This is a genomic window from Pseudomonas sp. KCJK9111, assembly GCF_046231935.1.
In the GTDB taxonomy this organism is placed as follows: Bacteria; Pseudomonadota; Gammaproteobacteria; order Pseudomonadales; family Pseudomonadaceae; genus Aquipseudomonas; species Aquipseudomonas parafulva_B.
The window spans coordinates 1-23,940 of record NZ_JBJJMO010000065.1; the positions used below are offsets into that span (position 1 = coordinate 1).

Annotated in this window: 24 protein-coding genes; 11 read left to right on the top strand and 13 right to left on the bottom strand. The window is 62.7% G+C overall.

Translation table 11 applies throughout. The annotated features are described in order from the left end of the window. Positions 1 to 47 precede the first annotated feature (47 nt). The gene (locus ACK59L_RS18015; protein WP_058638058.1) at positions 48 to 974 is read right to left on the bottom strand and encodes a LysR family transcriptional regulator; all 927 of its coding nucleotides are present in this window, start codon (positions 972 to 974) and stop codon (positions 48 to 50) included. 130 nt (positions 975 to 1,104) lie between these two features. Between ACK59L_RS18015 and ACK59L_RS18020 the strand changes: the two genes are divergently transcribed. Genes ACK59L_RS18020 through ACK59L_RS18035 form a run of 4 tightly spaced genes read left to right on the top strand, consistent with a single transcriptional unit; the run spans position 1,105 to position 4,819 of the window. Further along, positions 1,105 to 2,391, top strand: a complete 1,287-nt coding sequence (locus ACK59L_RS18020; protein ID WP_409275155.1) for an MFS transporter — start codon at positions 1,105 to 1,107, stop codon at positions 2,389 to 2,391. 9 nt (positions 2,392 to 2,400) lie between these two features. Further along, positions 2,401 to 3,180 (top strand): 5-oxoprolinase subunit PxpA, encoded by a 780-nt coding sequence (locus ACK59L_RS18025; RefSeq protein ID WP_409275157.1) that lies wholly within the window; start codon positions 2,401 to 2,403, stop codon positions 3,178 to 3,180. Beyond that, on the top strand, positions 3,177 to 3,863 hold the full coding sequence (pxpB, locus tag ACK59L_RS18030) for a 5-oxoprolinase subunit PxpB (RefSeq protein ID WP_409275159.1): 687 nt from the start codon (positions 3,177 to 3,179) through the stop codon (positions 3,861 to 3,863). Before ACK59L_RS18025 ends, pxpB begins: the two co-directional genes overlap by 4 nt. Continuing rightward, the gene (locus ACK59L_RS18035; RefSeq protein WP_409275161.1) at positions 3,860 to 4,819 is read left to right on the top strand and encodes a biotin-dependent carboxyltransferase family protein; all 960 of its coding nucleotides are present in this window, start codon (positions 3,860 to 3,862) and stop codon (positions 4,817 to 4,819) included. The genes pxpB and ACK59L_RS18035 overlap by 4 nt, the downstream gene beginning before the upstream one ends. A 221-nt stretch (positions 4,820 to 5,040) precedes the next feature. On the opposite strand, the gene ACK59L_RS18040 is transcribed toward ACK59L_RS18035, so the two are convergent. The 3 genes from ACK59L_RS18040 to ACK59L_RS18050 form a co-directional block, all read right to left on the bottom strand. Then, the gene (locus tag ACK59L_RS18040) at positions 5,041 to 6,219 is read right to left on the bottom strand and encodes a vWA domain-containing protein (RefSeq protein WP_409275163.1); all 1,179 of its coding nucleotides are present in this window, start codon (positions 6,217 to 6,219) and stop codon (positions 5,041 to 5,043) included. A gap of 13 nt (positions 6,220 to 6,232) precedes the next feature. Further along, positions 6,233 to 7,078, bottom strand: coding sequence for a MoxR family ATPase (locus ACK59L_RS18045; protein ID WP_196130717.1), 846 nt, complete (start codon positions 7,076 to 7,078; stop codon positions 6,233 to 6,235). Positions 7,079 to 7,272: 194 nt separating this feature from the next. After that, entirely contained in the window at positions 7,273 to 8,346 is a 1,074-nt protein-coding gene (locus ACK59L_RS18050) for a DUF748 domain-containing protein (RefSeq protein WP_196137006.1), read from the bottom strand. 132 nt (positions 8,347 to 8,478) lie between these two features. Here ACK59L_RS18050 and cysK point away from each other — a divergent pair, with 132 nt between their 5' ends. Continuing rightward, positions 8,479 to 9,453 carry a cysteine synthase A gene (gene cysK / locus ACK59L_RS18055; protein WP_409275166.1) on the top strand — a complete coding sequence of 325 codons (975 nt, stop codon included), beginning with the start codon at positions 8,479 to 8,481 and terminating at the stop codon, positions 9,451 to 9,453. Positions 9,454 to 9,626: 173 nt separating this feature from the next. Then, a complete protein-coding gene (locus ACK59L_RS18060; protein WP_058604222.1) occupies positions 9,627 to 10,562 on the top strand; it encodes an aspartyl/asparaginyl beta-hydroxylase domain-containing protein in 936 nt (311 codons plus the stop codon). A gap of 42 nt (positions 10,563 to 10,604) precedes the next feature. Here the strand turns inward: ACK59L_RS18060 and ACK59L_RS18065 are convergent, their stop codons facing one another. The 3 genes from ACK59L_RS18065 to ACK59L_RS18075 all read right to left on the bottom strand — a co-directional run bounded on the left by ACK59L_RS18065 (position 10,605) and on the right by ACK59L_RS18075 (position 12,924). Next, complete coding sequence (locus ACK59L_RS18065; protein WP_409275168.1) at positions 10,605 to 11,069, bottom strand: DUF4265 domain-containing protein; 465 nt, start codon at positions 11,067 to 11,069, stop codon at positions 10,605 to 10,607. Continuing rightward, the gene (locus ACK59L_RS18070; RefSeq protein WP_058638079.1) at positions 11,066 to 11,953 is read right to left on the bottom strand and encodes a DMT family transporter; all 888 of its coding nucleotides are present in this window, start codon (positions 11,951 to 11,953) and stop codon (positions 11,066 to 11,068) included. The genes ACK59L_RS18065 and ACK59L_RS18070 overlap by 4 nt, the downstream gene beginning before the upstream one ends. Positions 11,954 to 12,060: 107 nt before the next feature. Continuing rightward, positions 12,061 to 12,924, bottom strand: coding sequence for a DUF6279 family lipoprotein (locus ACK59L_RS18075; protein WP_058638068.1), 864 nt, complete (start codon positions 12,922 to 12,924; stop codon positions 12,061 to 12,063). A 163-nt stretch (positions 12,925 to 13,087) separates the two neighbouring features. On the opposite strand from ACK59L_RS18075, the gene ACK59L_RS18080 reads away from it, so the two are divergent. Continuing rightward, positions 13,088 to 13,924 (top strand): S1 RNA-binding domain-containing protein, encoded by an 837-nt coding sequence (locus ACK59L_RS18080; RefSeq protein ID WP_028686824.1) that lies wholly within the window; start codon positions 13,088 to 13,090, stop codon positions 13,922 to 13,924. Here the strand turns inward: ACK59L_RS18080 and ACK59L_RS18085 are convergent, their stop codons facing one another. Beyond that, the gene (locus tag ACK59L_RS18085; protein ID WP_058604226.1) at positions 13,925 to 14,305 is read right to left on the bottom strand and encodes a hypothetical protein; all 381 of its coding nucleotides are present in this window, start codon (positions 14,303 to 14,305) and stop codon (positions 13,925 to 13,927) included. 208 nt (positions 14,306 to 14,513) lie between these two features. Between ACK59L_RS18085 and ACK59L_RS18090 the strand changes: the two genes are divergently transcribed. Together ACK59L_RS18090 and ACK59L_RS18095 are read left to right on the top strand one after the other, a co-directional pair. Then, positions 14,514 to 14,699 carry a CsbD family protein gene (locus ACK59L_RS18090; RefSeq protein ID WP_409275171.1) on the top strand — a complete coding sequence of 62 codons (186 nt, stop codon included), beginning with the start codon at positions 14,514 to 14,516 and terminating at the stop codon, positions 14,697 to 14,699. 157 nt (positions 14,700 to 14,856) lie between these two features. Continuing rightward, positions 14,857 to 15,816 (top strand): YihY/virulence factor BrkB family protein, encoded by a 960-nt coding sequence (locus tag ACK59L_RS18095; protein ID WP_182139657.1) that lies wholly within the window; start codon positions 14,857 to 14,859, stop codon positions 15,814 to 15,816. Here ACK59L_RS18095 and ACK59L_RS18100 read toward each other — a convergent pair. Together ACK59L_RS18100 and ACK59L_RS18105 are read right to left on the bottom strand one after the other, a co-directional pair. Beyond that, positions 15,803 to 16,192: a GNAT family N-acetyltransferase gene (locus tag ACK59L_RS18100; protein WP_058604228.1), complete on the bottom strand. Its 390-nt coding sequence runs from the start codon at positions 16,190 to 16,192 to the stop codon at positions 15,803 to 15,805. The genes ACK59L_RS18095 and ACK59L_RS18100 overlap by 14 nt on opposite strands. Before the next feature lie 62 nt (positions 16,193 to 16,254). Next, complete coding sequence (locus ACK59L_RS18105) at positions 16,255 to 16,725, bottom strand: MaoC family dehydratase (RefSeq protein ID WP_058604229.1); 471 nt, start codon at positions 16,723 to 16,725, stop codon at positions 16,255 to 16,257. Between the two features lie 295 nt (positions 16,726 to 17,020). Here ACK59L_RS18105 and fadD2 point away from each other — a divergent pair, with 295 nt between their 5' ends. Both fadD2 and fadD1 read left to right on the top strand, forming a co-directional pair. Continuing rightward, a complete protein-coding gene (gene fadD2, locus ACK59L_RS18110) occupies positions 17,021 to 18,709 on the top strand; it encodes a long-chain-fatty-acid--CoA ligase FadD2 (RefSeq protein ID WP_409275174.1) in 1,689 nt (562 codons plus the stop codon). A 291-nt stretch (positions 18,710 to 19,000) separates the two neighbouring features. Beyond that, positions 19,001 to 20,698 carry a long-chain-fatty-acid--CoA ligase FadD1 gene (fadD1, locus tag ACK59L_RS18115; protein ID WP_196137012.1) on the top strand — a complete coding sequence of 566 codons (1,698 nt, stop codon included), beginning with the start codon at positions 19,001 to 19,003 and terminating at the stop codon, positions 20,696 to 20,698. Between the two features lie 72 nt (positions 20,699 to 20,770). Here the strand turns inward: fadD1 and ACK59L_RS18120 are convergent, their stop codons facing one another. The 3 genes from ACK59L_RS18120 to ACK59L_RS18130 all read right to left on the bottom strand — a co-directional run. After that, entirely contained in the window at positions 20,771 to 22,078 is a 1,308-nt protein-coding gene (locus ACK59L_RS18120; protein ID WP_409275176.1) for an NAD(P)/FAD-dependent oxidoreductase, read from the bottom strand. Between the two features lie 25 nt (positions 22,079 to 22,103). Further along, positions 22,104 to 23,468 carry a glutamine synthetase family protein gene (locus tag ACK59L_RS18125; protein WP_058638076.1) on the bottom strand — a complete coding sequence of 455 codons (1,365 nt, stop codon included), beginning with the start codon at positions 23,466 to 23,468 and terminating at the stop codon, positions 22,104 to 22,106. A gap of 54 nt (positions 23,469 to 23,522) precedes the next feature. Beyond that, positions 23,523 to 23,940, bottom strand: a 418-nt coding sequence (locus tag ACK59L_RS18130; protein ID WP_409275178.1) for a hypothetical protein, incomplete at its 5' end; no start/stop codon positions are given.

Sequence of the window (23,940 nt, forward strand, 5' to 3'; positions counted from 1 at the left end):
CCCATCCGGTCCTGGGCTGGTCCCATTCCAGATCGGGCTACAAACCCTCAGCCCATAGTCCCCGGCACCAGCACGATCCGTTGCCCGCCCACATCCTGTGCATAGCGCTCCAGTACCTGCCGACAGACTCCAACCACTTCCTCCACCAACGCCACCCCGGTCTGCCAGGCCACCACCAGTTCCAGGCTCGGCGGGGGCTCGAGCCCAGCCAGCAGCACCAGGTCACCCTGGTTCAGTTCGGCCTCTACCAGGGCAGGCGGCAAGGCCCCGATGCCAAAACCGTCGCGCAACAAGCGGGTAATAGCCGCTACCGAATTGACGCAGTTCAGCCGCGGCGTTTGCGCCCCGGCCCCTTGCAACAAGGCCAGCACTTCCTGATGCGGCCGTGAATTCTTCGAGAAGGTCACGATGCGCTCGCGCCCCAGTTCGATCAGTGACGTGTAGTCCCTGTGCAGGTGCGAGCCTGCCGCGACTATCCAGCCCATCGGGTAGCGCGCCAGATCCAGGCTGCGGATCGAGGGCTCGCGCAGCAAGTCTGTTTGCACGATAACGTCCAAAAAACCCTTGTGCAGTTGTTCGCGCAGGTTCAGCGCCGTGTCGGCGATGAGTTCGATTTCCACCTGCGGATAGCGCTCGGTCAATTCGGCCACCAGCGCGCTCATCCAGGTATGAATGACCGTGTCCATCACCCCGAGACGAATACGCCCGACCTTGGCCCGGTCGCTGTCCAGCGATTGTTTGAGCGCCTTGGCGGTTTCCAGCATGCGCTCGGCATGTTCCAGCACCTTGCTGCCTTCCGGAGTGAGGCTGACCCCGCGCGAGTCGCGCAACAGCAGCTTGACGCCCAGGTCGGCCTCCAGCGCCGCGATACGGCTGGACACCGACGCCTGGGTGGTGAACAGCTTCTGCGCGGTCAGGCGGAAGCTCTTGAGACGAGCGACCCAGACGAACGTTTCGAGAAAGCGAAGGTTCATGATCAGTTTTTCTTGTTCCAGACCCAGGGTTTTTCTCGTTGGACGTCAGCGCCGCGTGCTCTGAACATGAAGCCCAGGCCGCGACCTTTGCTGTCGCCCCATAAAACAATACCAACAAGCCGAGGCATCCATGAACCCCACCGGCACGCAGCAGCAGGTCAGTTCCCCATCCTCCTCCGGGCCTTTTGCCTGGTACCGCGACATCGATCAGCAACAACGGCGCACCTTCTGGAGCTGCAAGATCGGCTATGGCCTGGACGGCATGGACACGCAGATGCTGAGCTTCGTCATCCCCACGCTGATCATGCTATGGGGCATCACCACCACCGAGGCTGGGCTTATCCACACCAGTACCCTGGTCGCTTCGGCCATCGGTGGCTGGGTGGCCGGCATTCTCTCCGACCGCATCGGCCGGGTCCGCACCCTGCAACTGACGGTGCTGTGGTTCGCCTTCTTCACCTTCCTCTGCGGCTTTGCCCAGAACTACGAGCAACTGCTGGTCGCCAGGACCCTCATGGGGTTTGGCTTCGGCGGTGAGTGGACGGCAGGCGCGGTGCTCATCGGCGAGGTTATCCGTGCCCAAGACCGCGGCAAGGCAGTGGGCATGGTGCAGTCAGGCTGGGCCATTGGTTGGGGGCTGACGGCCATCCTGTACGCGCTGCTCTTCACTTGGTTGCCGCAGGAGCAGGCCTGGCGAGCGCTGTTTTTACTGGGGCTGGTGCCGGCCGTGTTCGTGATCTTCGTTCGGCGGCTGGTGAAAGACCCGGAGGTCTACCGCCAGGCCAAGGCAGCCGAAGACACCGAGGCGCCATCGCACTTCTACGAAATCTTCGCCCCCGGTCTGCTCTGGACCACCGTGCGCGCCTCGCTGCTGACCACTGGCGCACTGGGCGGCTATTACGCAATCACCGCCTGGCTGCCCACGTTTCTGAAGAACGAACGCGGGCTGAGCGTGCTGGGTACCGGCGGCTACCTGGCGATGGTGATCGTAGGCTCCTACGTGGGCTACGTGGTCAGCGCCTACCTGTCCGACCTGCTAGGGCGCAAAAAGAATTTCATCCTGTTCGCCGTAGGCTCGTTCGTCATCGTGCTGCTGTACACGCAAATGCCCGTCAGTGATGGGGTGATGCTGTGGTTGGGCTTCCCGCTGGGCTTTTTCGCCTCGGGCATCTTCAGCGGCATGGGGGCCTTTCTGACCGAGCTGTTTCCCACGCGGGTGCGCGGCTCGGGGCAGGGCTTTTGCTACAACGTCGGCAAAATCGTCGCGGCGCTGTTCCCGCTGCTGATTGGTATGCTGGGGCAGCAGGTGCCGCTGGGCCTGGGTATCGGCTTGTTCTCGGCCGTGTCCTATGGCGTGGTGATCGTGGCAGCGCTAAGCCTGCCAGAAACACGCGGCAAACAATTGCAGGCGCGCTAAGGTAGGAACATGAATAACGACAAGGGGTACACCATGGTGCAACGCCTGTTACTCAACTGCGACATGGGCGAAAGCTTCGGCAGCTGGCGCATGGGCCTGGATGCCGAGGTCATGCCCTACATCGACTGTGCCAACATTGCCTGCGGCTACCACGCTGGTGACCCCGGCATCATGCGCCGCACCGTGGCGCTGGCGCTGGAACACGGGGTAACCATTGGCGCACACCCGGCCTACCCGGACCTGGTCGGCTTCGGCCGGCGCAGCCTGGCGTGCAGTGCCGAAGAAATCCGTGACCTGCTGCACTACCAGATCGGCGCGCTCGATGGCATCTGCAAGGCCCAGGGCACACGCGTCGCCTACGTAAAACCCCACGGTGCGTTGTACAACGACATGATGGCCGACCCATTGATCCTGCGCACGGTGCTGGAGGCCGTGGCGGCCTATGACAGTGGCCTGCCGCTGATGCTCATGGCTACGGCCGACAATGGGGCGGCCCAGGCGCTGGGTACTGAAATCGGCGTACCGCTCTGGTTCGAGGCGTTTGCCGATCGGGCCTACACCGCCAGCGGCCACCTGGTGTCGCGACGCCTGCCGGGCGCCGTGCACCACGACCCGGCGCAAGTGGTCGAGCAAGCCGTAAAGCTGGCCCGCGGCGAAGCACTGCTGGCCAGTGATGGCACTGGACTGCTGCTCAAAGCCCATACGCTCTGCGTCCATGGGGACAACGACAGCTCTGTGACGGCAGTTCGGCAGATCCGCCAGGCACTCGATGGGATCAGATCAGCATGACCCCACGCATCGAAGTGGTCGGCATCGATTGCCTGATGGTGCGTCTGTTCGAGCGCATCGAGGAAGCCAACATGCCTTGGGTGCTTGCCGCCAGTCAGCGCTTGCAAGGGGCTTTTGGTGCGCACTTGCGCGACCTGGTGCCGTCCTACACCACCCTCATGGTGCATTTCGACCTACCGCCGGCCGATGCACGCTGCCTGATCGTGCAAGCCCTTGAAGGGCTGCAGCCTGGCACTGAGAACACCGGCTGCCTGCACGAGATACCGGTGTGGTACCACGCCAGCGTCGGCCCTGAATTGCCCGTGCTGGCCCGCCGGGCAGGCCTGAGCGAGGCTGAGGTCGTGCGTTTGCACAGTGAACGTGACTACCCGGTGTTCGCCCTGGGGTTCGCGCCGGGTTTCGCGTTCATGGGGCTGGTGGACGAACGGCTGGCCACGCCGAGGCTAAGCACCCCGCGCAAGCAGGTGGCAGCGGGCAGTGTCGGCATTGCCGAGCGCCAGACCGCTGCGTACCCGGCCGCTTCCCCCGGTGGTTGGAACCTGATCGGGCGCACGCCGGTGCGGTTGTTCGACCGTGGGCGGCACGGCTACAGCCTGCTGCAACCGGGCGACCGCGTCCGCTTCGTCTCGGTGACGCGGCAGGCGTTTCTGGCGTTGGGCGGTGATGAGGAGGCACAGGCATGAAGCACTTGCGAGTCGAGGCCAGCACACCGCTGTGCGCTTTACAGGATGCAGGCCGATTTGGCGTGAGGCACCTTGGTGTCACCCAGGGCGGCGCTTTGGATTGGGTCGCAATGCGTTGGGCCAACGGGTTGCTGGGCAATGACCTGCAGGCTCCCGTCGTAGAGATTGCCTTGGGAGGATTCAGCGTGGTGGCGCAGCACGATTGCGTACTGGCGCTGGCCGGGGCCGACCTGGACGCGCACATCGACGAGCACTACTTGGCCCCTTGGCGCAGCTTCACCCTGGCCAAGGGCCAGCGCCTTACCCTCAGGCAACCTCGGCAGGGCGCTCGCGCTTATCTGGCCGCACCGGGCGGTTTCGATGCCGAGCCTGTGATGGGCAGTTGTGCCACGGTCGTGCGCGAGGGGCTGGGCGGGGTCGATGGCCAGGGCGGCGTGTTGCGTGAAGGCCAATGCTTGAGTTTTGCCGGTACAGCCACACCGATCCGCGAAGTGCCTGGTCACCTGCGTCCTGAGTATGTGGCCAAGCCCACCTTGGACCTGGTGATCGGCGCACAGATCGGCGACTTTGCTGGCCTTAGTCTGTTCGATGCCTTCAACTGCGACTGGACGCTGGACACCCGCGCCGACCGCATGGGCATCCGCCTGCTTGGCCCGCCTCTGGTTTATCAAGGCCCGGCCATGATCTCCGAAGGCATTCCCCTTGGCGCCGTCCAGGTCCCGCCCGATGGGCAGCCGATCGTGTTGCTCAATGATCGCCAGACCATCGGCGGTTATCCCCGCCTGGGGGCGCTGACGCCCCTGGCACTGGCACAACTGGCACAGTGCATGCCAGGGGCGACAGTGCGATTGCGGCCGGTAATGCAGGAGCAGGCATGGCGGGAGCAGCAGGTGTATCTGGAACGCTGGCAAGTGTTGTTGAGCGCCCCGGCGAGGCCGCGCCCGGAAATCGGCTAGCTTTCGGGGGCAATGCTAGGCAGTTGCTTTTGCGAAAGTCCAGGCCCCGCTATCCCAGTCGATACAGGGTCAAGGTGAGCGGTCTTGTACCGCGATGGGCTGCGCAGCAGCCCCAGGATTTCAGCTTCGCAGCGCATACTGTCGGGGCCGCGCTGCGGCCCATCGCGGACGGTCCGGCGCCCCGGCGAGGCCGCTCCTACAAGGGGCGTGACTGTGCGGCTTTACTTCGACAAATACCGCATCCCATCCTCCAACCCTTGCAAGGTCAGTGGATACATCCGGTCCTCGAGCAGTTCACGCACCAGCTGGGTAGAAGCGGTGTAGCCCCAGGCCTGGCGGGGGTATGGGTTGATCCAGATGACCTTGCGGAACTTGGCCATGATGCGCTGCATCCAGACATACCCGGCTTCCTCGTTCCAATGCTCCACGCTGCCGCCCGGCTGGGTGATTTCGTAAGGGGCCATGGCCGCGTCCCCGACGAACACGACCTTGTAGTCCTCGCCGTACTTATGCAGCAGGTCGAACGTGGAATAACGCTCCGACGTGCGCCGCAAGTTGTTCTTCCAGACCGTCTCATACACGCAGTTGTGAAAGTAGTAGTACTCCATGTGCTTGAACTCGGTCTTGCAGGCCGAGAACAGCTCCTCGCAGACCCTGACATGGGCATCCATCGAGCCACCGATGTCGAACAGCAGCAGCAATTTCACCGTGTTGCGCCGCTCCGGGCGCATCTGGATGTTCAGCAGCCCCGCATCGCGTGCGGTATGGTCGATAGTGCCATCGATGTCTAGCTCTTCGGCAGCGCCTTGGCGGGCGAACTTGCGCAGGCGCCGCAGGGCCAGCTTGATGTTGCGCGTACCCAGCTCCACCTGATCGTCCAGGTTCTTGTACTCGCGCTGGTCCCAGACCTTCACCGCCTTGCCCTGGCGCTCGCCAGCATCGCCCACGCGGATACCTTCGGGGTTGTACCCACCCGAGCCGAACGGGCTGGTGCCACCGGTGCCAATCCACTTGTTGCCGCCTGCGTGGCGCTCCTTTTGCTCCTGCAGGCGCTGCTTGAACGCTTCGATCAGCTTGTCCAGCCCACCCAGTGACTGGATCTGCGCGCGCTCCTCAGAGGTCAACGAGCGCTCGAATTCCTTGCGCAGCCAGTCCTCGGGGATCAACGCCTCGATGTGTCGATCCAGGTTCTCCAGGCCCTTGAAGTAAGCGGCGAAGGCCCGGTCGAACTTGTCGAAATGGCGTTCGTCCTTCACCAGGATGGCGCGGGCCAGATAGTAGAATTCGTCCATGTCGGCGAACACCACATGCCGTTGCAAGGCATGGTGCAGGTCGAGCAGTTCGCGCACCGACACCGGCACCTTCGCCGCGCGCATTTCGTTGAACAGGTTGAGCAACATGGCCCAGGCTCCCTCAGCGGTTACCGCGCCGGCTCATGAAGGCCAGGCGCTCGAGCAGCTGCACATCCTGCTCATTTTTCACCAGCGCCCCGGCCAGCGGAGGGATGGCCTTGGTCGGGTCGCGCTCGCGCAGTACCGCTTCGCCAATATCGTCGGCCATCAGCAGCTTCAGCCAGTCGACCAGTTCGGACGTTGAAGGCTTTTTCTTCAGGCCCGGTACCTTGCGCACGTCGAAGAACACGTCCAGCGCCTCGCTGACCAGCGACTGGCTGATGTTGGGGTAGTGCACATCCACGATGCGCTGCAGCGTGGCCCGGTCGGGGAAGGCGATGTAGTGGAAGAAGCAGCGGCGCAGGAAAGCGTCCGGCAGCTCCTTTTCGTTATTAGACGTGATGATGATGATCGGGCGCTGCCTGGCCTTGATGGTCTCGTCGATTTCATAGACGTAGAACTCCATCTTGTCGAGTTCCTGCAACAGGTCGTTGGGGAATTCGATATCGGCCTTGTCGATCTCGTCGATCAGCAGGATCACCCGCTCCTGGGCCTCGAAGGCCTCCCACAGCTTGCCTTTCTTCAGGTAGTTGCGTACGTCGTGGACCTTGTCCACACCCAGCTGGGAGTCGCGCAGGCGGCTGACGGCATCGTATTCGTACAAGCCCTGGTGGGCCTTGGTTGTGGACTTGATGTGCCAGGTAATCAGGCGCGCCCCGAACGAAGCTGCCAACTGCTCGGCCAGCATGGTCTTGCCGGTACCAGGCTCACCCTTGACCAACAGCGGGCGCTCGAGGGTGATGGCCGCATTGACGGCCAGTTTCAGGTCGTCCGTGGCGACATAGTCACCCGTGCCTTCGAACTTCATGGGGTCTTTCCTCTGCTTGGGCTTGCGGGCCGATGTGCAGCCAGCCTGTTAGCTCGCCTTTGGTGTGGTGGGCGGCAGGCTGGCGCTCAGGTGGCCAACACAGGGTGTGATAGTGGGCCCGACTATAACGCGGGGGTACGACGACTGAAAACGCAGACCGCGTATTCAGTCCCCGAATGCCTCGTCACTGCGCCTTAGTCGGAATCCGGCGCGCTGCGTTCATAGCGCGCACTGAATGCCTGCACGAAACCATTGCGCAGGATCTGCAGGAAGGCCTCGAACGCACTGATGTTCTGCCTGCGCACGCTGCCGCTGAGCTCAACGCGCGTGGCGAACTGGTTTTTCGGCTGGTTCTTGAGCACGGTTTCGGTGGCCCCCACCAGCGCCTCCCAGACCGAGCGGAACAGGCCCTTGTCCTTGTCCTCTACGTCCTGTTGCCAATCGAAGACCTCGACGTCGCGCAGCAGGGGCTTGATGTAGCCGTTCAGGCGGCCATTGGTGGCCTCGGCCTCGATGACCACATCGCCATGGCCCGCCTTGAAGTCGAATTTGCCATAGGCGCTGGCAAAGTCGTTGAGTCGGCGCAGCTCGATGCCGGTGGCACGCAGGCGGAACTCGAAGTCGTCGAAATCGCTGAACGGATCGAAGGTGGCACGGCTCTCGACCTTGGCATCGCCTGCGACCAGGGCACGGGCTTCGAAGCTGGCGTCGCGCCGGCCGGCTTCGTCACGGATGTTGGTGAGGTTGCGAATGCTGGCCTGCAGCTGCGTCGCTTTGAGCGTGACCGGGGGCTTGGAGCTGAAGTTGCGGAAGGTCAGCACCCCGTCGTCGATCACCACCTCGTTGAGCGTGATGGGCAGCAGCTTGTCCAGTTGCTGTCGCCAGTCGGTGCCCTGGCCGGTCTGGGAGTTCTGCTTGTCGCCGCCATCGACGAAGTTCAGCTCCGGGCGTAGGAAGGCCACTTCGGCCACCACGGCGCGGTCATACCACAGCGAATGCCAGCTGACTGAGATGTCGATCACCGGCGCGTCGAGAAAGGGCACCGGCACCTTGCCCGTGGTCTTGACGATCTTCAGCCCGTTGACGGTATACGCGCCGCGCCACCAGGCCAGGTCCACATCGCTGACCTGCCCACGGTAGTCGCCCATGTCGGCCAGTTTTTCATTGAGGTAGTCGCGCACCAGGTAGGGCAGGGCAAGCTGCAAGGCCACCAGCAGCACGATGAGGCTGCCAAGGGCGATCAGCGGCCAGCGATAGCGGGCTCTCATGGCAGTTCTCCAGGGCAAGGTGTGTGGTTGACCGCAGGGTCTGCGCCGGAGTTCGAACAGGCTTTACGGGCCTTGGGGCCGGGGCTTACCCTTGGGGCCTTTCCGTGTCTTCATCATGCCAAGGACCCTGCCATGAGCCGTATATACGCAGACAACGCCCACTCCATCGGCAACACGCCCCTGGTGCAGATCAACCGCCTCGCGCCACGCGGCGTGACCATCCTGGCCAAGATCGAAGGGCGCAACCCAGGGTATTCGGTCAAATGCCGCATCGGCGCGAACATGGTCTGGGACGCCGAGAGCAGCGGCAAGCTCAAGCCCGGCATGACCATCGTCGAACCCACCTCGGGCAACACCGGTATTGGCCTTGCCTTCGTCGCTGCCGCCCGGGGCTACAAGCTCATGCTGACCATGCCGGCCTCCATGAGCCTGGAGCGGCGCAAGGTGCTCAAAGCCCTTGGCGCCGAACTGGTGCTCACCGAACCTGCCAAGGGCATGAAGGGCGCCATCGAGAAAGCCAACGAAATCGTCGCCTCCAACCCCGAGCAGTACTTCATGCCCGGGCAGTTCGAAAACCCTGCCAACCCGGCCATCCACGAAAAGACCACAGGCCCGGAGATCTGGAACGATACCGATGGCGCCGTGGATGTGGTGGTGGCCGGTGTCGGCACTGGCGGCACCATCACCGGTATCTCGCGCTATATCAAGCACACCCAGGGCAAGGCGATCACCTCGGTGGCGGTCGAGCCCATTTCCTCGCCGCTGATCACCCAGACCCTGGCAGGCGAGGCGCTGACGCCCACGCCGCACAAGATCCAAGGCATCGGCGCGGGCTTCGTGCCGAAGAACCTCGACCTGTCGATCGTCGACCAGGTCATGACGGTGGGCGACGACGAAGCCAAGGCCATGGCTATCCGTCTGATGCAGGAAGAAGGCATCCTGTGTGGTATTTCCTGCGGTGCCGCGATGGCCGCTGCCGTGCGCCTTGCAGAAAAGCCGGAAATGCAGGGCAAGACCCTCGTGGTGATTCTGCCTGACTCAGGCGAGCGTTACTTGTCCAGCATGCTGTTCAGCGACCTGTTCAACGAGCAGGAAACCCAGCAATAACCTGCCTAGGCGGTGACCCGAAGCAATACCTGGTAACGGGCTTCATTGCACAATCTTCATCCGTATCGTTGCGCCCAGGTGGTTTGTGCCTGGGCGCGATAGGTTTATGATGCCCGGATGATTTTCCCCCGGAACAGGCAGCGCTGGCCTGTGTCCCGCCCTAGGAGTGTTGCATGACCGTTTCCTTCCTCGCCAAGGCAGGTGTGCTGCTGGTGTTCTTCGGCAGCGTGCTGTTCGTCCACCTGCGCGGCAAGGCCCGCCTGCCGGTGTTGCGCCAGTTCGTCAACCATTCGGCGCTGTTCGCCCCCTACAATGCGTTGATGTACCTGTTTTCGGGCGTGCCGTCCAAGCCGTACCTGGACCGTCAACGCTTCCCGGAGCTGGACGTGCTCAAGGACAACTGGCAGGAAATCCGCGAGGAGGCCATGCGCCTGTTCGACGAGGGTTATATCCGCGCAGCCGAAAAGGACAACGACGCCGGTTTCGGTTCGTTCTTCAAGAAAGGCTGGAAGCGCTTCTACCTGAAGTGGTACGACAAACCCCTGCCATCTGCCGAAGCCCTGTGCCCGCGAACTGTCGAGCTGGTCAGCAGCATCCCCAACGTCAAAGGGGCGATGTTCGCTCTGCTGCCCGGCGGCAGCCACCTGAACCCGCACCGTGATCCGTTTGCAGGTTCCCTGCGCTATCACCTGGGTCTCTCCACGCCCAACTCCGATGCCTGCCGCATTTATGTGGACGGCCAGCCCTATGCCTGGCGCGACGGCCAGGACGTGATGTTCGACGAAACCTACGTGCACTGGGTCAAGAACGAGACCGACGTGACCCGGGTGATTCTGTTCTGCGACGTGGAGCGTCCCCTGAACAGCCCGTTCATGACCCGCGTCAACCGCAAGGTCAGCGCATTTCTGGGCCGCGCCACTGCACCGCAGAATACAGACGATGAACGCGTGGGCGGGATCAACCAGGCCTACGCCTGGAGCAAGCGGTTCAGCAACAAGCTGAGCACGCGCGTCAAGCAGTTCAAACGTGCCAACCCCAAGGCTTATCGCGTGTTGCGACCGATACTGGCCGTGGTCGTAGCCTATCTGCTGTTCCGCTGGTTGTTCTGACGGCGCCCTCGACAGGGAGGGCGCCTGCAAGGCAGTTGCCCTTCACCCCTGGCGAAATTCTTGGGCGACGCAGTGGCGCAGCACCCCTTCCTCGAAGTCCAGGAAACCCGCTTCACGCTGGGTGATCAGGTAATACAGCAGGGTGTCGAGCGTTCGTGCCGGTGGGACGGCGACCGCCAGCATCTTCACCGCAGGTTCGCTTTCACAGGTGCACCCGAACTCCACCAAGGCTTCGCTCACCTGCTGCAGTGTCTCAGGCGGCTTGACCCGAACCCGGAACACCGAGCTGCCACTGCTGCGCAGCAACTGGGCAAACCAGTGTTGGCCAGCCTGCTCATGGGTGCAGATCACGTCACCTGGGGCGATGCCGTAGACATGGAACGGGATGTTGTCGATCACGTAACCGTCGTCGACGGCCCTGGCCCATAGCCCTTCCACCGATGCCGGCGGATAGCCATTGGCATCCTGTTGCAGCGGGAACAGCACTTTCTTGTAGACGCCGTTCATGCAGCGCCTCGGCGCCGTGCCGGGCGCAGCACCAGCCACAGGGCCACGCCGATCAGAAGGCCGCCGTACAAGTGGGCCATCGACAACGGCTCATTCAGCAGCCAGGCCCCCCACAGCACCCCGAACACGGGGATCATGAAGGTCACCGTACTGGCCTTGACCGGGCCGATTTCGGCCAGCAGGCGGAAGTACAGGATGTAGGCGAACGCCGTGCACAACAGGCCGAGCCCCACCAGCGAGCCCCAGACCTGCCAGCCGCCCCAGCTGGCAGGTGGCTGGGTAAGGGCGCTCCAGGCGAACAACGGGGTAAGCAGCAGGGTCGCGCCGAGCATGCTGCCCAGGGCCGACAGGCGGCTGTCCAGGCCGCTGACCCAGCGGCGGGCCAGGTAGCCGGCAAAGCCATAGCAGGTCGTGGCCGCCAGGCACGCCAGGGCGCCTTGCAACAAGGCTGCATCAAGGGCAACAGGCCCCGCACCGCTCAGGATGCCCACGCCGAACAGGCCCAGGAAAATGCCGCACAACTTGGCCAATGTCATGGGTTCCTTGAAGAACAACACGCCGATCAGCACGCCCATCAAGGGCGTCGTGGCATTGAAGATGGCCGAATAACCGGCTGGCAGCACCTGGGCTGCCACAGAATAAAAGGTGGCCGGAATGCCCGAGTTGATCATGCCCAGCACCAGGCAGGCGCCTAATTTCCCTTGGAAATCCCAGCGTATGCGCGCAGCGCCGAGCAGTGCGATCAAGCCCAGGCAGGCGATGGAGACACGGAAGAAGGCCGTCGGCACGGTCCCCAGTACAGGGGCAATGATGCGCATGAACAGAAAGCTCGCGCCCCATACGGCAGCAAGGGTTAGCAGGCGGGCTAGGGCGGTGGGGCTCACGAAAGTCTCCAGGGGCTTGGCAGGGGCGCGAGTGTACGTCAGCAGGCCGGTGGATTCTTGCGCTTTCTTGCCCAATGAAGTTCAGCCAGTGCCCTGGCGTGGTCCGTTCACGCCCCGCGCAGGCACTTCAAGGCGCTGAAGTCGCTGCGCACCTTGGTCAGCCGCTCCAGCAGCACCTGGCGTTGGGCGGGGGTGCTCTGCTGCACCAGGTCCACCACCAGACTGCGGGCTTGCCGTTCGGTGTTCTGGAAGGCTTGGCGATAGTCGGCTGTCCACAGGCTTTCCTTGTTCTGCAGCAAGGTCGCGACCCGCTCCGGGAAGCCTGGCTCGTGGCGTTGTTCCACCGCCAGCAGCAGTTGTTGCTGCCAATGGGCCCTATTGCGTATCCATTCGCTGTTCTGGTCACCCAAGGCGCGGGACCAGGCGCCGACCCGTTGCTTCTGGACCTCGGTCAGCTCGCCGAACCAGGGCTTGAGGCGCTTTTCCATGCGCTCGGCGCGCTCGCTGATCTGGCGGGGCAGGGGGGTGTCGACATATTCCTTGCGCCGCTGGGCAATATCGTCACGAAATGCATCGCGCATCTCGGCCACCTGCGCATCGCTCATGCCTTGCAGCAACTCGGTAGCCGACGGCGTGATTTCGGCCGCGACCCGGCCAATTGCCTCGCGGGCCTCCTCGGTGCGCTGCTGCAGCGCCTGGTCGGTGACCTGGTTATCGGCCACCATGGTGCGCAGGCGGTCCAGCCAGTCGAGGTAACCGGGCAGTTGCGTCTGGCAATGCCATGCCAGGTGCTGCCGGAGGCGATCATCGAGCAGGGTTTTCTGCTCACGGTTCATGTCCAGGTAGTCGCCAAGCGACCAGGGCACCAGGCGATCGAGGTTGCGATAGGCCAGGTCGATGCGGCTGCAAGCACCCAGCAGCAGGGCGAAACCCAGGCAGATCGACAGGACTTTGAGCAGGCGTGCAGGCATGTGCGGGTCCTTGCAGTGGCAGCCAATGGGTAGACGCAGCACAACACCTGCGGTTCCACCGGATGGCGCGTGGAGGCCTGGATGGCGATGAACCGACCGCAGGCTTTGACACCAGGGCGGGTCTATCCGGAAAATAGCCGCCTTGACTTGAGGATGTTCGAAAATGGCTCTGCTTGGGCGTTACAACAGTTTGCAAATTGTTAAGCACGTGGACTTCGGCCTGTACCTGGACGGCGGTGCCGACGGGGAAATCCTGCTGCCGTCCCGTTACATTCCCAAGGGTGCCGAGACTGAAGTCGATGACTGGCTGAACGTGTTCATCTACCTCGACAGCGAAGACCAGCTGATCGCCACCACCGAGAAGCCCAAGGTGCAGGTGGGCGAGTTCGCCAGCCTCAAGGTCAAGGACATCAACGGTGCGGGCATCTTCCTGGACTGGGGTCTGTCCAAGGACCTGCTGATGCCGTATTCCGAAGAGGCACGGCCGCTGAAGATCGGCGACTACTGCGTGGTGCACGTGTACCTGGACAAGCGCACCCGCCGCATCACCGCCACCTCGCGCCTGGACCGCTACCTCGACACCACGCCTGCCGACTACAAGCCTGGGCAGCCGGTGGAACTGCTGGTGGCCGGCGAAACGCCGATGGGTTTCAAGGCCATCATCAACAACCGTCACTGGGGCTTGATCCACAAGAACGAGGTGTTCAAGTTCCTGCGCTCAGGCATGCACGAGCAGGGTTACATCAAGGAAGTGCGGGCTGACGGCAAAGTGTCGCTCAGCCTGCAGCCAGTGGGCGCTGCGCTGTCCGACAGCTTGCAGGAGCAGATCATGGCGCGCCTGGACGCCGAGGGTGGGGTGCTGCCGGTTTCCGACAAGAGCGACCCTGCATTGATCAGCAAGCTGTTCAATGTCAGCAAGGGCAATTTCAAGAAGGCCATCGGCGGGCTGTTCAAGCAAGGCCGCATTGTCATCCATGACGACCGGATCGAGAAAGCCTGATCAGCCCTGCACGAAGGTGTTGAAGTCCAGCTGATCACCACCGGGGCGAGTGTCGCGCAGCAGCGAGTCGCGGTCAGCGCTAAGGGCCAGGCTGATGGTGGAACGACGCTTGCCAGGGTTGCGCACTTCCATCTGCTCTTGATGGGCCCGCAGGAAGTTGACCGGCACTTTCAGGTGCTGGAGTTCATCGGTCAGCGGGGTGTGCAACAGCAGGTTGACCCAATCGGGCTGGCCCTTGCGAAGCAAGGCCACCGGGACCTCGAACCACCACAGGTTGCGCTTGGGGTCGAGGATGGCGAACAGCGTGTTGGCACTGGTCAGTACCGGGCGCGCCAGTGTGCTGTTGCGGCGGGCGATGGCAGCGGGTTTGTCGAGTTTCATGCAGGTTCCTGCGGGTCGAAGCCTTCAAAGCCCGCATTGTGAGGGGTGGCACCTTGCCGGGCAAGGTTTGGTGTTCTCAACGGAGCATCTACGGCTCTGCATTTCAACCGTTTGGCTTGTTGACGCAAATTTCTTGAAACTCCTGTGCAAGCGGCTGGGTCAACCTTCTGTCGGCACGATACGCGTGCTACATCACAGGAGTTTTGCCATGAGCGGTACTGGAGACAAAATTAAAGGTATGGCCAACGAGGCAATGGGCAACATCAAGCAAGGTGTTGGCAACTTCACTGACAACGAAAAACTCAAAGGCGAAGGCAAGGCCCAGGAAATCAAGGGCGAAGGCCAACAGGTCAAAGGCGACGTGAAAAACAAGGTCGACGACCTGACCAAGTAATGATTCACGCCTGCCGAGCCGTCCTCTGCGCTTCGAAGCAGGGGGCGGTAACAGGCAGAATTATTTAAAGCCGTTGCATGATTACCGGGAGCAGCACCCCAAGCGCAGGGTCCATTAGACTGAACGTCAGATCGATCAAGCGGCGAAAGGAGACGCTATGATTTTTTCCGCCTTGCAGGGCTTACCCTTGCACCGCGTGCTGGTGCGCACCGTCAACGAATTCCTCGATGACGAAATGTCCACCTATGCTTCGGCATTGGCCTACCAGGCCCTTTTCTCGTTGTTCCCCTTCCTGTTGTTTCTCATTGCCCTGATCGGTTTCCTGCACCTGCCGGACTTCTTCTCCTGGCTGCGTTTGCAATCGGAGCTGGTCTTGCCACCCCAGGCCCTTGAGCAGGTCAACCCCGTTATCGACCAACTGCAGCAGTCCAAGGGTGGCTTGCTGTCGGTGGGTATCGTCATTGCCCTGTGGACGGCTTCAGCCGGCGTGCGGTTGATGATGAGCGCCATGAACGCGGCCTACGACGTGCCGGAAGGTCGCCCGGTCTGGAAGCGTATCCCGCTGTCGGTGCTGTACACCATTGGGTTGGCAGGCATGCTGCTGGCGGCCGCGGCCCTTATGGTGCTGGGCCCGCAGGTCATGGAGTGGATCGCGGCGCAGATCGGCATGGAAGAGTTCATCGTCACCCTATGGACCATTCTTCGCTGGCCGGTGATCGTGATTCTGCTGATGGTTGCGGTCGCGGTTATTTACTACGTCATGCCTGATGTGGAACAGAAATTCCGTTTCATTACCCCGGGCTCGGTGCTGGCGGTCGTAGTGTGGATCATCGCGTCGCTGGGCTTTGCCTATTACGTGAAGACGTTTGCAGACTACAACGCCATGTATGGCAGCATCGGGGCAATCATCGTGCTGCTGCTGTACTTCTACATCTCGGCTGCCGTGCTGTTGCTGGGCGCGGAGATGAATGCGGTGATTGAACACATGTCGGCCGAGGGCAAGGACCCAGGCGAAAAAGACTTCGATGGCACCCGCGACGACGAAAAGCCCAAGGTGCTGGGCCAGGAGCGCCCCAGTGCTGACGACGCGGCGGGGGTTGAACCTACCCCGCGCTGAACTGCCCCGGATGGGCAGTGCGCTCCAGCGCTATCAGGGCCTTGCTGCGCTGATAGCGCTGGAGCTTGTCACGCAGCGACTGGGGTAGCTCGCCAGCTGGCGCGAACCCCTGGCGTGCATAGTAGTTGGCAAGCGTTGGATGGCAGAACAACCACGTACTGCCGCAGGCGTTCTCCAGAGCCTTTGCGACCAACTGCATACCCACGCCTTCCGAGCGCCGATCAGGCGCCACGAACAGCCCCGTCAGCCACTGACCACTCTCCACCTCGCTGAGAGACAACCCAGCAATGATGCCCGGCGACCTGGCCACCCAGAGCTTGCCCTGCGCAGGGGCGCGCATGCGTGAACCCTGTTGGCGATAGAAGTGGTCGAGCAACCGCTGTTCCGGGGCTGAAAGCCGGGTGCAGTGCACAGGCGGCCGTGAGGGCACGACGGTGCTCAGCTGGCCACGAAGTTCGGCGGGGAAACCAGTTCGACGGTCTGCTGCTTGCGCGGTGCCAGGATCTCGGCTTCACCTGCCACGACCAATTCGTCGTTCTGGTTATACACGTTGGTGGCGATACGCACTTTGAACTTGGGCAATTTTTCCAGGATTTCCAGGCGCACCGTCAGGGTGTCGCCGATCTTGACCGGCTTCTGGAAGCTCATCTGCTGGCCCAGGTAGATGGTGCCAGGGCCTGGGAGCGTGCAGGCCACCGCCGCACTGATCAACGCGCCGCTGAACATGCCATGGGCAATGCGCTCGCGGAACATGCTCTTGGCCGCGAACTCGGCGTCCAGGTGCACCGGGTTGTGATCGCCGGACATGGCGGCGAACAGCTGGATGTCGCGCTCCTCGACCAACTTCGTGTATTCGGCTTTCTGGCCGACTTCTAGGGCTTCGTAGGGCGTGTTGCTGAGCTGGGACATCAGGGCTTCCTTAAGCAGTACAGGTCGGATGCCGGTCGCGCGCAGGGCGTCGGCCAGACGGGTGAGACGCTTGCCGGGGGGACCCGGATCACATTTTGCGCCCACGTCAGTGTACCCACAGTCGAGCAAATTGCAGGAAGGGCACAAATAAGATTCACAATGTTAATGGCAGGCGCTGACGACTGGGCCGTGCCTGGCTTACCTGCTAACGTCGAACCAACGCCTGTGCACAGTCAGCGCGCAGGCACTTGGACTACAGGACGCAGTGCAGGTCCCGGCAGAGGAACAACAATAAATGCAAGCCGACTTCTGGAATGACAAGCGCCCCGCGGGCGTGCCCTCCACCCTGGACATGCAGGCCTACGCGTCAGTGGTCGAGGTGTTCGAACGCTCCTGCAAGCACTTTGCCGATCGCCCGGCCTTCAGCAATTTGGGCGTGACCTTGACCTACGCCGACCTCGATCGTCTGTCGGCCGCCTTCGCCTGCTGGTTGCAGCAACAGACCGACCTCAAGCCGGGCGACCGCATCGCGGTGCAAATGCCCAACGTGCTCCAGTACCCCATCGCCGTGTTCGGCGCCATGCGCGCCGGGCTGATCGTGGTCAACACCAACCCGCTTTACACCGAGCGCGAAATGCGCCACCAGTTCAAGGACAGCGGCGCCCGGGCCCTGGTGTACATGAACCTGTTCGGCAAGCGTGTGCAGACGGTCCTGCCCGATACCGGTATCGAGTACCTGATCGAGGCGAAGATGGGCGACATGCTGCCTACGCTCAAAGGCTGGCTGGTCAACACCGTGGTCGACAAGCTCAAGAAGATGGTACCAGCCTATGCGCTGCCCCAGGCCGTGTCGTTCAAGCAGGTACTGCGCCAGGGCCGCGATGGCGTGCCCACGCCTGTGCCGTTGAGCCTGGATGACATCGCCGTGCTGCAGTACACCGGCGGCACGACGGGGCTGGCCAAGGGCGCGATGCTCACCCACGGCAACCTGGTGGCAAACATGCTGCAGGTGCTGGCCTGTTTCTCCCAGCATGGGCCGGACGGGCAGAAGCTGCTCAAGGACGGCGAAGAGGTGATGATCGCGCCGTTGCCCCTCTACCACATCTATGCATTCACCGCGAACTGCATGTGCATGATGGTCACCGGCAACCACAACGTGCTGATCACCAACCCGCGGGACATACCAGGCTTCATCAAGGAGCTGGGCAAGTGGCGGTTTTCCGCGTTGCTGGGCCTCAACACGCTGTTCGTCGCGCTGATGGACCACCCCGGGTTCCGCCAGCTCGATTTCTCTGCATTGAAGGTCACCAACTCCGGCGGCACTGCCCTGGTCAAGGCCACGGCCGAGCGCTGGGAACAGCTGACGGGTTGCCGCATCGTCGAAGGGTACGGCCTGACCGAAACGTCCCCCGTGGCCAGCACCAACCCCTACGGCACGCTGGCGCGGCTGGGCACGGTGGGCATCCCGGTGGTGGGCACGGCTTTCAAGGTGATCGATGCCGACGGCAACGAGCTGGCCCTGGGTGAACCCGGTGAGCTGTGCATCAAGGGCCCGCAGGTCATGAAAGGCTACTGGCAGCAACCGGAGGCCACGGCCGAGGCACTGGACGCCGAAGGCTGGTTCAAAACCGGTGACATTGCCGTGATCGACCCCGACGGTTTCACTCGTATCGTCGACCGCAAGAAGGACATGATCATCGTGTCGGGCTTCAATGTGTACCCCAACGAAGTCGAAGAGGTGGTCATGGGCCATCCCAAGGTCGCCAATTGTGCCGCTATCGGCGTGCCAGACGAGCGTTCCGGCGAAGCGGTGAAGTTATTCGTGGTGCCGCGCGAAGGGGGTGTGGATGTCGAGGAGCTCAAGGCCTATTGCAAGGCCAACCTTACCGGCTACAAAGTGCCCAAGCAGATCGTGCTACGCGAGGCGCTGCCGATGACGCCGGTGGGCAAGATCCTGCGGCGCGAACTGCGTGACGCCAGCTAATCGATAGCCCGCGACAAGGAAGATGTGCCGTGCGCCAGGGCCTGGCGCACGGCACATCCCGGTGGCCTAACCGGCTCATTAAGTCAAATACTCTAAACGTGACCCGAAGTATTCATTGAGTCACCTTTGTGACTGTCAAGCCCGCTTTGGGCTCTAGTAGACCCTCGGCAAAGCTGCTACTCTCGGCCCGCTTTCAGATGATCTGGTTTGCATCAGGCCGTCATCTCATATCAATAATAAACGCCTCGACGCGTGAAACGAACTTCGCTGTTGCTGAAGGAGTGGGCTTGCATGATCGACCATTTTTGGAAGGACAAGTATCCGGCCGGTATCGCGGCGCAGATCGATCCCGACGAATTCCCCAACATCCAGGCGGTACTCAAGCAATCCTGCCAGCGCTTTGCCGACAAACCGGCCTTCAGCAACCTGGGCAAGACCCTGACCTACGGTGAGTTGTATACCCTTTCCGGCGCCTTTGCCGCCTGGTTGCAACAGCATACCGACCTAAAGCCCGGTGATCGCATCGCGGTGCAACTGCCCAACGTGCTGCAGTACCCGGTGGCGGTATTTGGCGCCATGCGCGCCGGCCTGATCGTGGTCAACACCAACCCGCTGTACACCGCCCGGGAAATGGAGCACCAGTTCAAAGACTCCGGCGCCAAAGCGCTGGTGTGCCTGGCGAACATGGCGCACCTGGCCGAGAAGGTAGTGCCCAAGACCCAGGTCAAGCACGTCATCGTCACCGAAGTGGCAGACCTGCTGCCTGCGCTCAAGCGGCTGCTGATCAACAGCGTGATCAAGTACGTCAAGAAGATGGTGCCGGCCTATCACCTGCCCAGCGCCGTGCGCTTCAACGATGCCTTGGCCCTGGGCAAGGGCCAGCCGGTGACCGAGGCCAACCCGCAAGCCGATGATGTGGCCGTGTTGCAATACACCGGCGGCACCACCGGTGTGGCCAAGGGCGCCATGCTGACCCACCGCAACCTGGTGGCCAACATGCTGCAGTGCCGGGCGCTGATGGGTTCGAACCTGCAGGAAGGGTGCGAGATTCTCATCACCCCGCTGCCGCTGTACCACATCTACGCCTTCACCTTCCATTGCATGGCCATGATGCTGATCGGCAACCACAACGTGCTGATCAGTAACCCCCGCGACCTGTCCGCCATGGTCAAGGAACTGGGCAAGTGGAAGTTCACAGGTTTCGTGGGCCTCAATACGCTGTTCGTGGCGCTTTGCAACAGCGATGCGTTCCGCGCCCTGGACTTCTCGGCCTTGAAGATCACCCTGTCTGGCGGCATGGCGCTGCAACTGAGCGTTGCCGAGCGCTGGCGTGCGGTGACGGGCTGCGCCATCTGCGAAGGCTATGGCATGACCGAAACCAGCCCGGTGGCCGCCGTGAACCCCGCGCAGGCCAACCAGGTGGGCACTATTGGTATTCCGGTGCCGTCCACGCTGTGCAAGATCGTCGACGACGCCGGCAACGAGCTGCCCTTGGGCGAAGTGGGCGAACTGTGCGTCAAGGGCCCTCAGGTGATGAAGGGCTACTGGCAGCGCGAGGAGGCCACCGCCGAAATTCTCGACAGCGAAGGCTGGCTCAAGACTGGCGACATCGCCCTGATTCAGCCTGACGGCTACATGCGTATCGTCGACCGCAAGAAGGACATGATTCTGGTGTCCGGCTTCAACGTCTACCCCAATGAACTCGAAGACGTGCTAGCGGCGGTGCCTGGCGTATCGCAGTGTGCGGCCATCGGCATTCCGGATGAAAAATCCGGGGAGCTGATCAAGGTCTTCGTCGTGGTCAAACCTGGCATGACGGTGACCAAAGAGCAGGTGATGGAGCACATGCGCGCCAACCTCACCGGGTACAAGGTGCCGCGTCAGGTCGAGTTCCGCGACACCCTGCCGACCACCAACGTCGGCAAGATCCTGCGTCGCGAACTGCGTGACGAAGAGCTCAAGAAGCTCAACCTCAAGAAAAGCGCCTGACCTGGCGCGCACCGCCTGCCACCGCCCTGCAGCCCCTTTTGACGAGGCCTCGCAGGGCGGGCGGTCCTTGCTTCAGCGCAGTTTTTCCAGCATCTGGTAGTACCACATGCCCGCTGCCAGGAGCGGGTTGCCCAACACGTCTCCCATCGGCACACGCACATGCTTGCACTGGGCGAAGGTGTCGAATTTCTCCAAGGTGCCAGTCATGGCTTGAGCCATGATTTCGCCCATGATGTGGCTGGTGGCGATGCCGTGCCCGGAGTAGCCCTGGCAGTACCAGACATGGTCCGAAAGCTTGCCCACTTGGGGTATGCGATTGACCACGATGCCCATGGCGCAGCTCCATTGAAACGCAATGGGCACGCCCTTCAAGGCAGGGAAGGTACGCTCGATGCACGGGCGCAGTTCGGCTTCGATATCCCGCGAATCGCGCCCTGAGTAGTTGGCGCCGCCGCCGAACAGCAGCCGCTTGTCGGCCGTCAGGCGGTAGTAGTCCAGCACGAATCGGCAATCGTAGACGGCAAGGTCCTGCGGGTTGATTTGCGCTGCCAGCTCGCCCAATGGCGCCGTGGTGACGATGCCGCCCATGGCCGGGAATATCTTGCCCTTGAGCTGGTGCTTTTCCAGCTTGTGATAGACATCGCCTGCCAGCATCACCTGGCGCGCGTCCACACGCCCATGGGCCGTCACCACGGCAGGGCGAGGGCCGTGCACGATTTCCAGCACTTCGGTCTGCTCGAAGATCAGCGCGCCCAGGCTGTGGGCGGCGCGGGCTTCGCCAAGGCACAGGTTCAGCGGGTGCAGGTGCAGGTTGCGCCGGTTCTTCAGGGCGCCCAGGTACAGGGGGCTTTGCAGGTGTTCGGCCATCGCCTGGCGGTCGAGCAGCTCGACCTGATCACCCATGCCATGGCGCTGTGCCTGGGCCTCGAATGCCCGTAGCTCGTCCAGGTGCGAGGGTTTCATGGCCGCGTGCAGGTGACCGTGCTTGAGGTCGCAGTCGATGCCATAGCGGGCCACCCGTTGCTCGATGATCTGGTGGCCCCGCCAGCGCAGGTGCCAGATGAAATCATCCACGTCGCTGCCCAGCCGCTTGCGCATCTGTGCGCGCATGGCTTCGTCACCCGACAGGCTGCCGGTCACTTGACCACCATTGCGCCCGCTGGCGCCCCAGCCCACCCGGTTGGCTTCGACCACCGCGACTTTCAGGCCGCGTTCGGCCAGTTCCACGGCCGTTGCCAAGCCGGTGAAGCCCGCGCCGATGATTGCCACGTCCACCTGCACGGTGCCCTTGAGCTGGGGGTAGGTGGTGAGGTCGTTGAGGGTGGCGGTGTAGTAGGACGGCGCACGTTGCGCCGGGCCTTTGTTCACTGCTGCGTTCATGGGTAATCCTTGTTCTGTGTGGGGCTCAGGCCTGGTGCAGGTACCAGCGCCAGTCCTGTTCGCTGACTTCGGCCATGAATTGACGGTATTCGGCGCGCTTGACCTTCAGGTACACGCCAAGAAACGCATCGCCCAGTGCTTCGCGGGCCCAGGTCGACTGCTCCAGGGCTTGCAGCGCGGTGAGCCAGTCAGTTGGCAGGTGTTCGGTCGCCTGGGCATAGCCATTGCCCTGAATCGGCGCGCCAGGGTCGAGCTGATCACGTATGCCGCTGTGACTGGCGGCCAACATGGCGGCGGCCGCCAGGTACGGGTTGGCGTCAGCCCCGCAGATACGGTGCTCAACATGCCGGCTATTGGCCGGCCCGCCCGGCACCCGCAGGCTGACCGTGCGGTTGTCCACGCCCCAGGTGGGCGACAGGGGCGCGTAGCTATTGGCCTGGAAGCGGCGGAAGGAGTTGGCGTTGGGGCAAAACAGCAGCAGCGACGCGTGCAGGTGCTGCAACATGCCGGCCACTGCGTAACGCAGCAGCGGTGTGCCGGCCGGATCTTCGCTGGCGAACAGGTTACGGCCGGCGCTGTCGGCCAGGCTCAGGTGCATGTGCATACCGGTACCGGCCAAGTGGCCGAAGGGCTTGGCCATGAAGCAAGCCTGCATGCCATGGGCGTGGGCGATGCCTTTGACCAGGCGCTTGTAGCGTACCGCCTGGTCCATCGCTTGCACGGCATCACCGTGTTCGAGGGTAATCTCCACCTGGCCTGGGGCGTATTCCGAAATGGCCGTACGCGCCGGTATGCCCTGTGCCTTGCAGGCCGCATACAGGTCTGCCAGGAACGGCTCGATCTGCTCCAGCTCTCGCAGCCCGTACACCTGGGTGCTGCGAGGGCGTGCGCCGTCCTGGTCGAGCGCCGGTTGCGGATGGCCATGGGCATCGCGCTGCTGGTCGAGCAGGTAGAACTCCAGCTCGCAGGCCATCACGGGGTGGTACCCGTCGGCCTTCAGGGCTTCGACGGTGCGCAACAGTACATGACGCGGATCGGCCACGCTGGCCGGCAGGCCTTGGTGTGGGTGCATGCTCACTTGCAGCGCTGCGGTCGGCACCCGGCGCCAGGGCAGGCGCACCAGGCTGCCATCGAGTGGGTAGGCACGGCAATCGATGTCGCCGACATCCCAGACCAGGCCCGAGTTTTCCACGTCGTCGCCGTTTACGGTCAGGCCGAGAATGGTGCTGGGTAATGGCCGGCCGGTCTGGTACACGGCCAGCAGTTCGTCACGGTGCAGCAGCTTGCCGCGTGGCACGCCGTTGGCGTCGAGGATGAACAGTTCGAACAGATCAATATCGGGGTTGGCGGCCAGAAACTGGCTGGCCTGCTCCACAGGTGCAAAGTGCATAATCATTCGCTCGCGAACGCTCAGGCCCCTGCCTGTGCAGGCGGCCCGGCTGGGTCAAACGGCCCGATGCAGGCCGGGTGAGGTCATGCAGGCGTAAGCGAGGTGTCGGGCGGGCGCGCGTGACGGCAGTGCCACAATGCCCAAAAGGCGAGGATGACATGCACCAACGGATTTTCGCCGCACAGCGCCCGGGGCTTCGACGGTGAAGGGCGGTTGGACGATGGTGAGCTGGGCTGGGCGGGAGTCATGCGTTCGATACTCACATGCCGCTTGAGGGGGATTAAAGTAGTGAATGGCAACCTTTACATTGGGGCTGGCTAAACATTTGATTGGCGTGCAAATGATTAGGGTCGAGGGTTCGTTGGTCAACTCCATAGCTGCGCACTCATGATAATTGCCGTTGCCGTTGCCGTTGCCGTTGCCGTTGCCGTTGCCGTTGCCGTTGCCGTTGCCGTTGCCGTTGCCGTTGCTT

Excerpts from the sequence above, each read along its gene's own strand:
- ACK59L_RS18015 (WP_058638058.1), bottom strand. The coding sequence starts at position 974 with ATGAACCTTCGCTTTCTCGAAACGTTCGTCTGGGTCGCTCGTCTCAAG.
- ACK59L_RS18020 (WP_409275155.1), top strand. The coding sequence starts at position 1,105 with ATGAACCCCACCGGCACGCAGCAGCAGGTCAGTTCCCCATCCTCCTCC.
- ACK59L_RS18025 (WP_409275157.1), top strand. The coding sequence starts at position 2,401 with ATGAATAACGACAAGGGGTACACCATGGTGCAACGCCTGTTACTCAAC.
- pxpB (WP_409275159.1), top strand. The coding sequence starts at position 3,177 with ATGACCCCACGCATCGAAGTGGTCGGCATCGATTGCCTGATGGTGCGT.
- ACK59L_RS18035 (WP_409275161.1), top strand. The coding sequence starts at position 3,860 with ATGAAGCACTTGCGAGTCGAGGCCAGCACACCGCTGTGCGCTTTACAG.
- ACK59L_RS18040 (WP_409275163.1), bottom strand. The coding sequence starts at position 6,219 with ATGTTGCTCAACCTGTTCAACGAAATGCGCGCGGCGAAGGTGCCGGTG.
- ACK59L_RS18045 (WP_196130717.1), bottom strand. The coding sequence starts at position 7,078 with ATGAAGTTCGAAGGCACGGGTGACTATGTCGCCACGGACGACCTGAAA.
- ACK59L_RS18050 (WP_196137006.1), bottom strand. The coding sequence starts at position 8,346 with ATGAGAGCCCGCTATCGCTGGCCGCTGATCGCCCTTGGCAGCCTCATC.
- cysK (WP_409275166.1), top strand. The coding sequence starts at position 8,479 with ATGAGCCGTATATACGCAGACAACGCCCACTCCATCGGCAACACGCCC.
- ACK59L_RS18060 (WP_058604222.1), top strand. The coding sequence starts at position 9,627 with ATGACCGTTTCCTTCCTCGCCAAGGCAGGTGTGCTGCTGGTGTTCTTC.
- ACK59L_RS18065 (WP_409275168.1), bottom strand. The coding sequence starts at position 11,069 with ATGAACGGCGTCTACAAGAAAGTGCTGTTCCCGCTGCAACAGGATGCC.
- ACK59L_RS18075 (WP_058638068.1), bottom strand. The coding sequence starts at position 12,924 with ATGCCTGCACGCCTGCTCAAAGTCCTGTCGATCTGCCTGGGTTTCGCC.
- ACK59L_RS18080 (WP_028686824.1), top strand. The coding sequence starts at position 13,088 with ATGGCTCTGCTTGGGCGTTACAACAGTTTGCAAATTGTTAAGCACGTG.
- ACK59L_RS18085 (WP_058604226.1), bottom strand. The coding sequence starts at position 14,305 with ATGAAACTCGACAAACCCGCTGCCATCGCCCGCCGCAACAGCACACTG.
- ACK59L_RS18090 (WP_409275171.1), top strand. The coding sequence starts at position 14,514 with ATGAGCGGTACTGGAGACAAAATTAAAGGTATGGCCAACGAGGCAATG.
- ACK59L_RS18095 (WP_182139657.1), top strand. The coding sequence starts at position 14,857 with ATGATTTTTTCCGCCTTGCAGGGCTTACCCTTGCACCGCGTGCTGGTG.
- ACK59L_RS18105 (WP_058604229.1), bottom strand. The coding sequence starts at position 16,725 with ATGTCCCAGCTCAGCAACACGCCCTACGAAGCCCTAGAAGTCGGCCAG.
- fadD2 (WP_409275174.1), top strand. The coding sequence starts at position 17,021 with ATGCAAGCCGACTTCTGGAATGACAAGCGCCCCGCGGGCGTGCCCTCC.
- fadD1 (WP_196137012.1), top strand. The coding sequence starts at position 19,001 with ATGATCGACCATTTTTGGAAGGACAAGTATCCGGCCGGTATCGCGGCG.
- ACK59L_RS18120 (WP_409275176.1), bottom strand. The coding sequence starts at position 22,078 with ATGAACGCAGCAGTGAACAAAGGCCCGGCGCAACGTGCGCCGTCCTAC.
- ACK59L_RS18125 (WP_058638076.1), bottom strand. The coding sequence starts at position 23,468 with ATGCACTTTGCACCTGTGGAGCAGGCCAGCCAGTTTCTGGCCGCCAAC.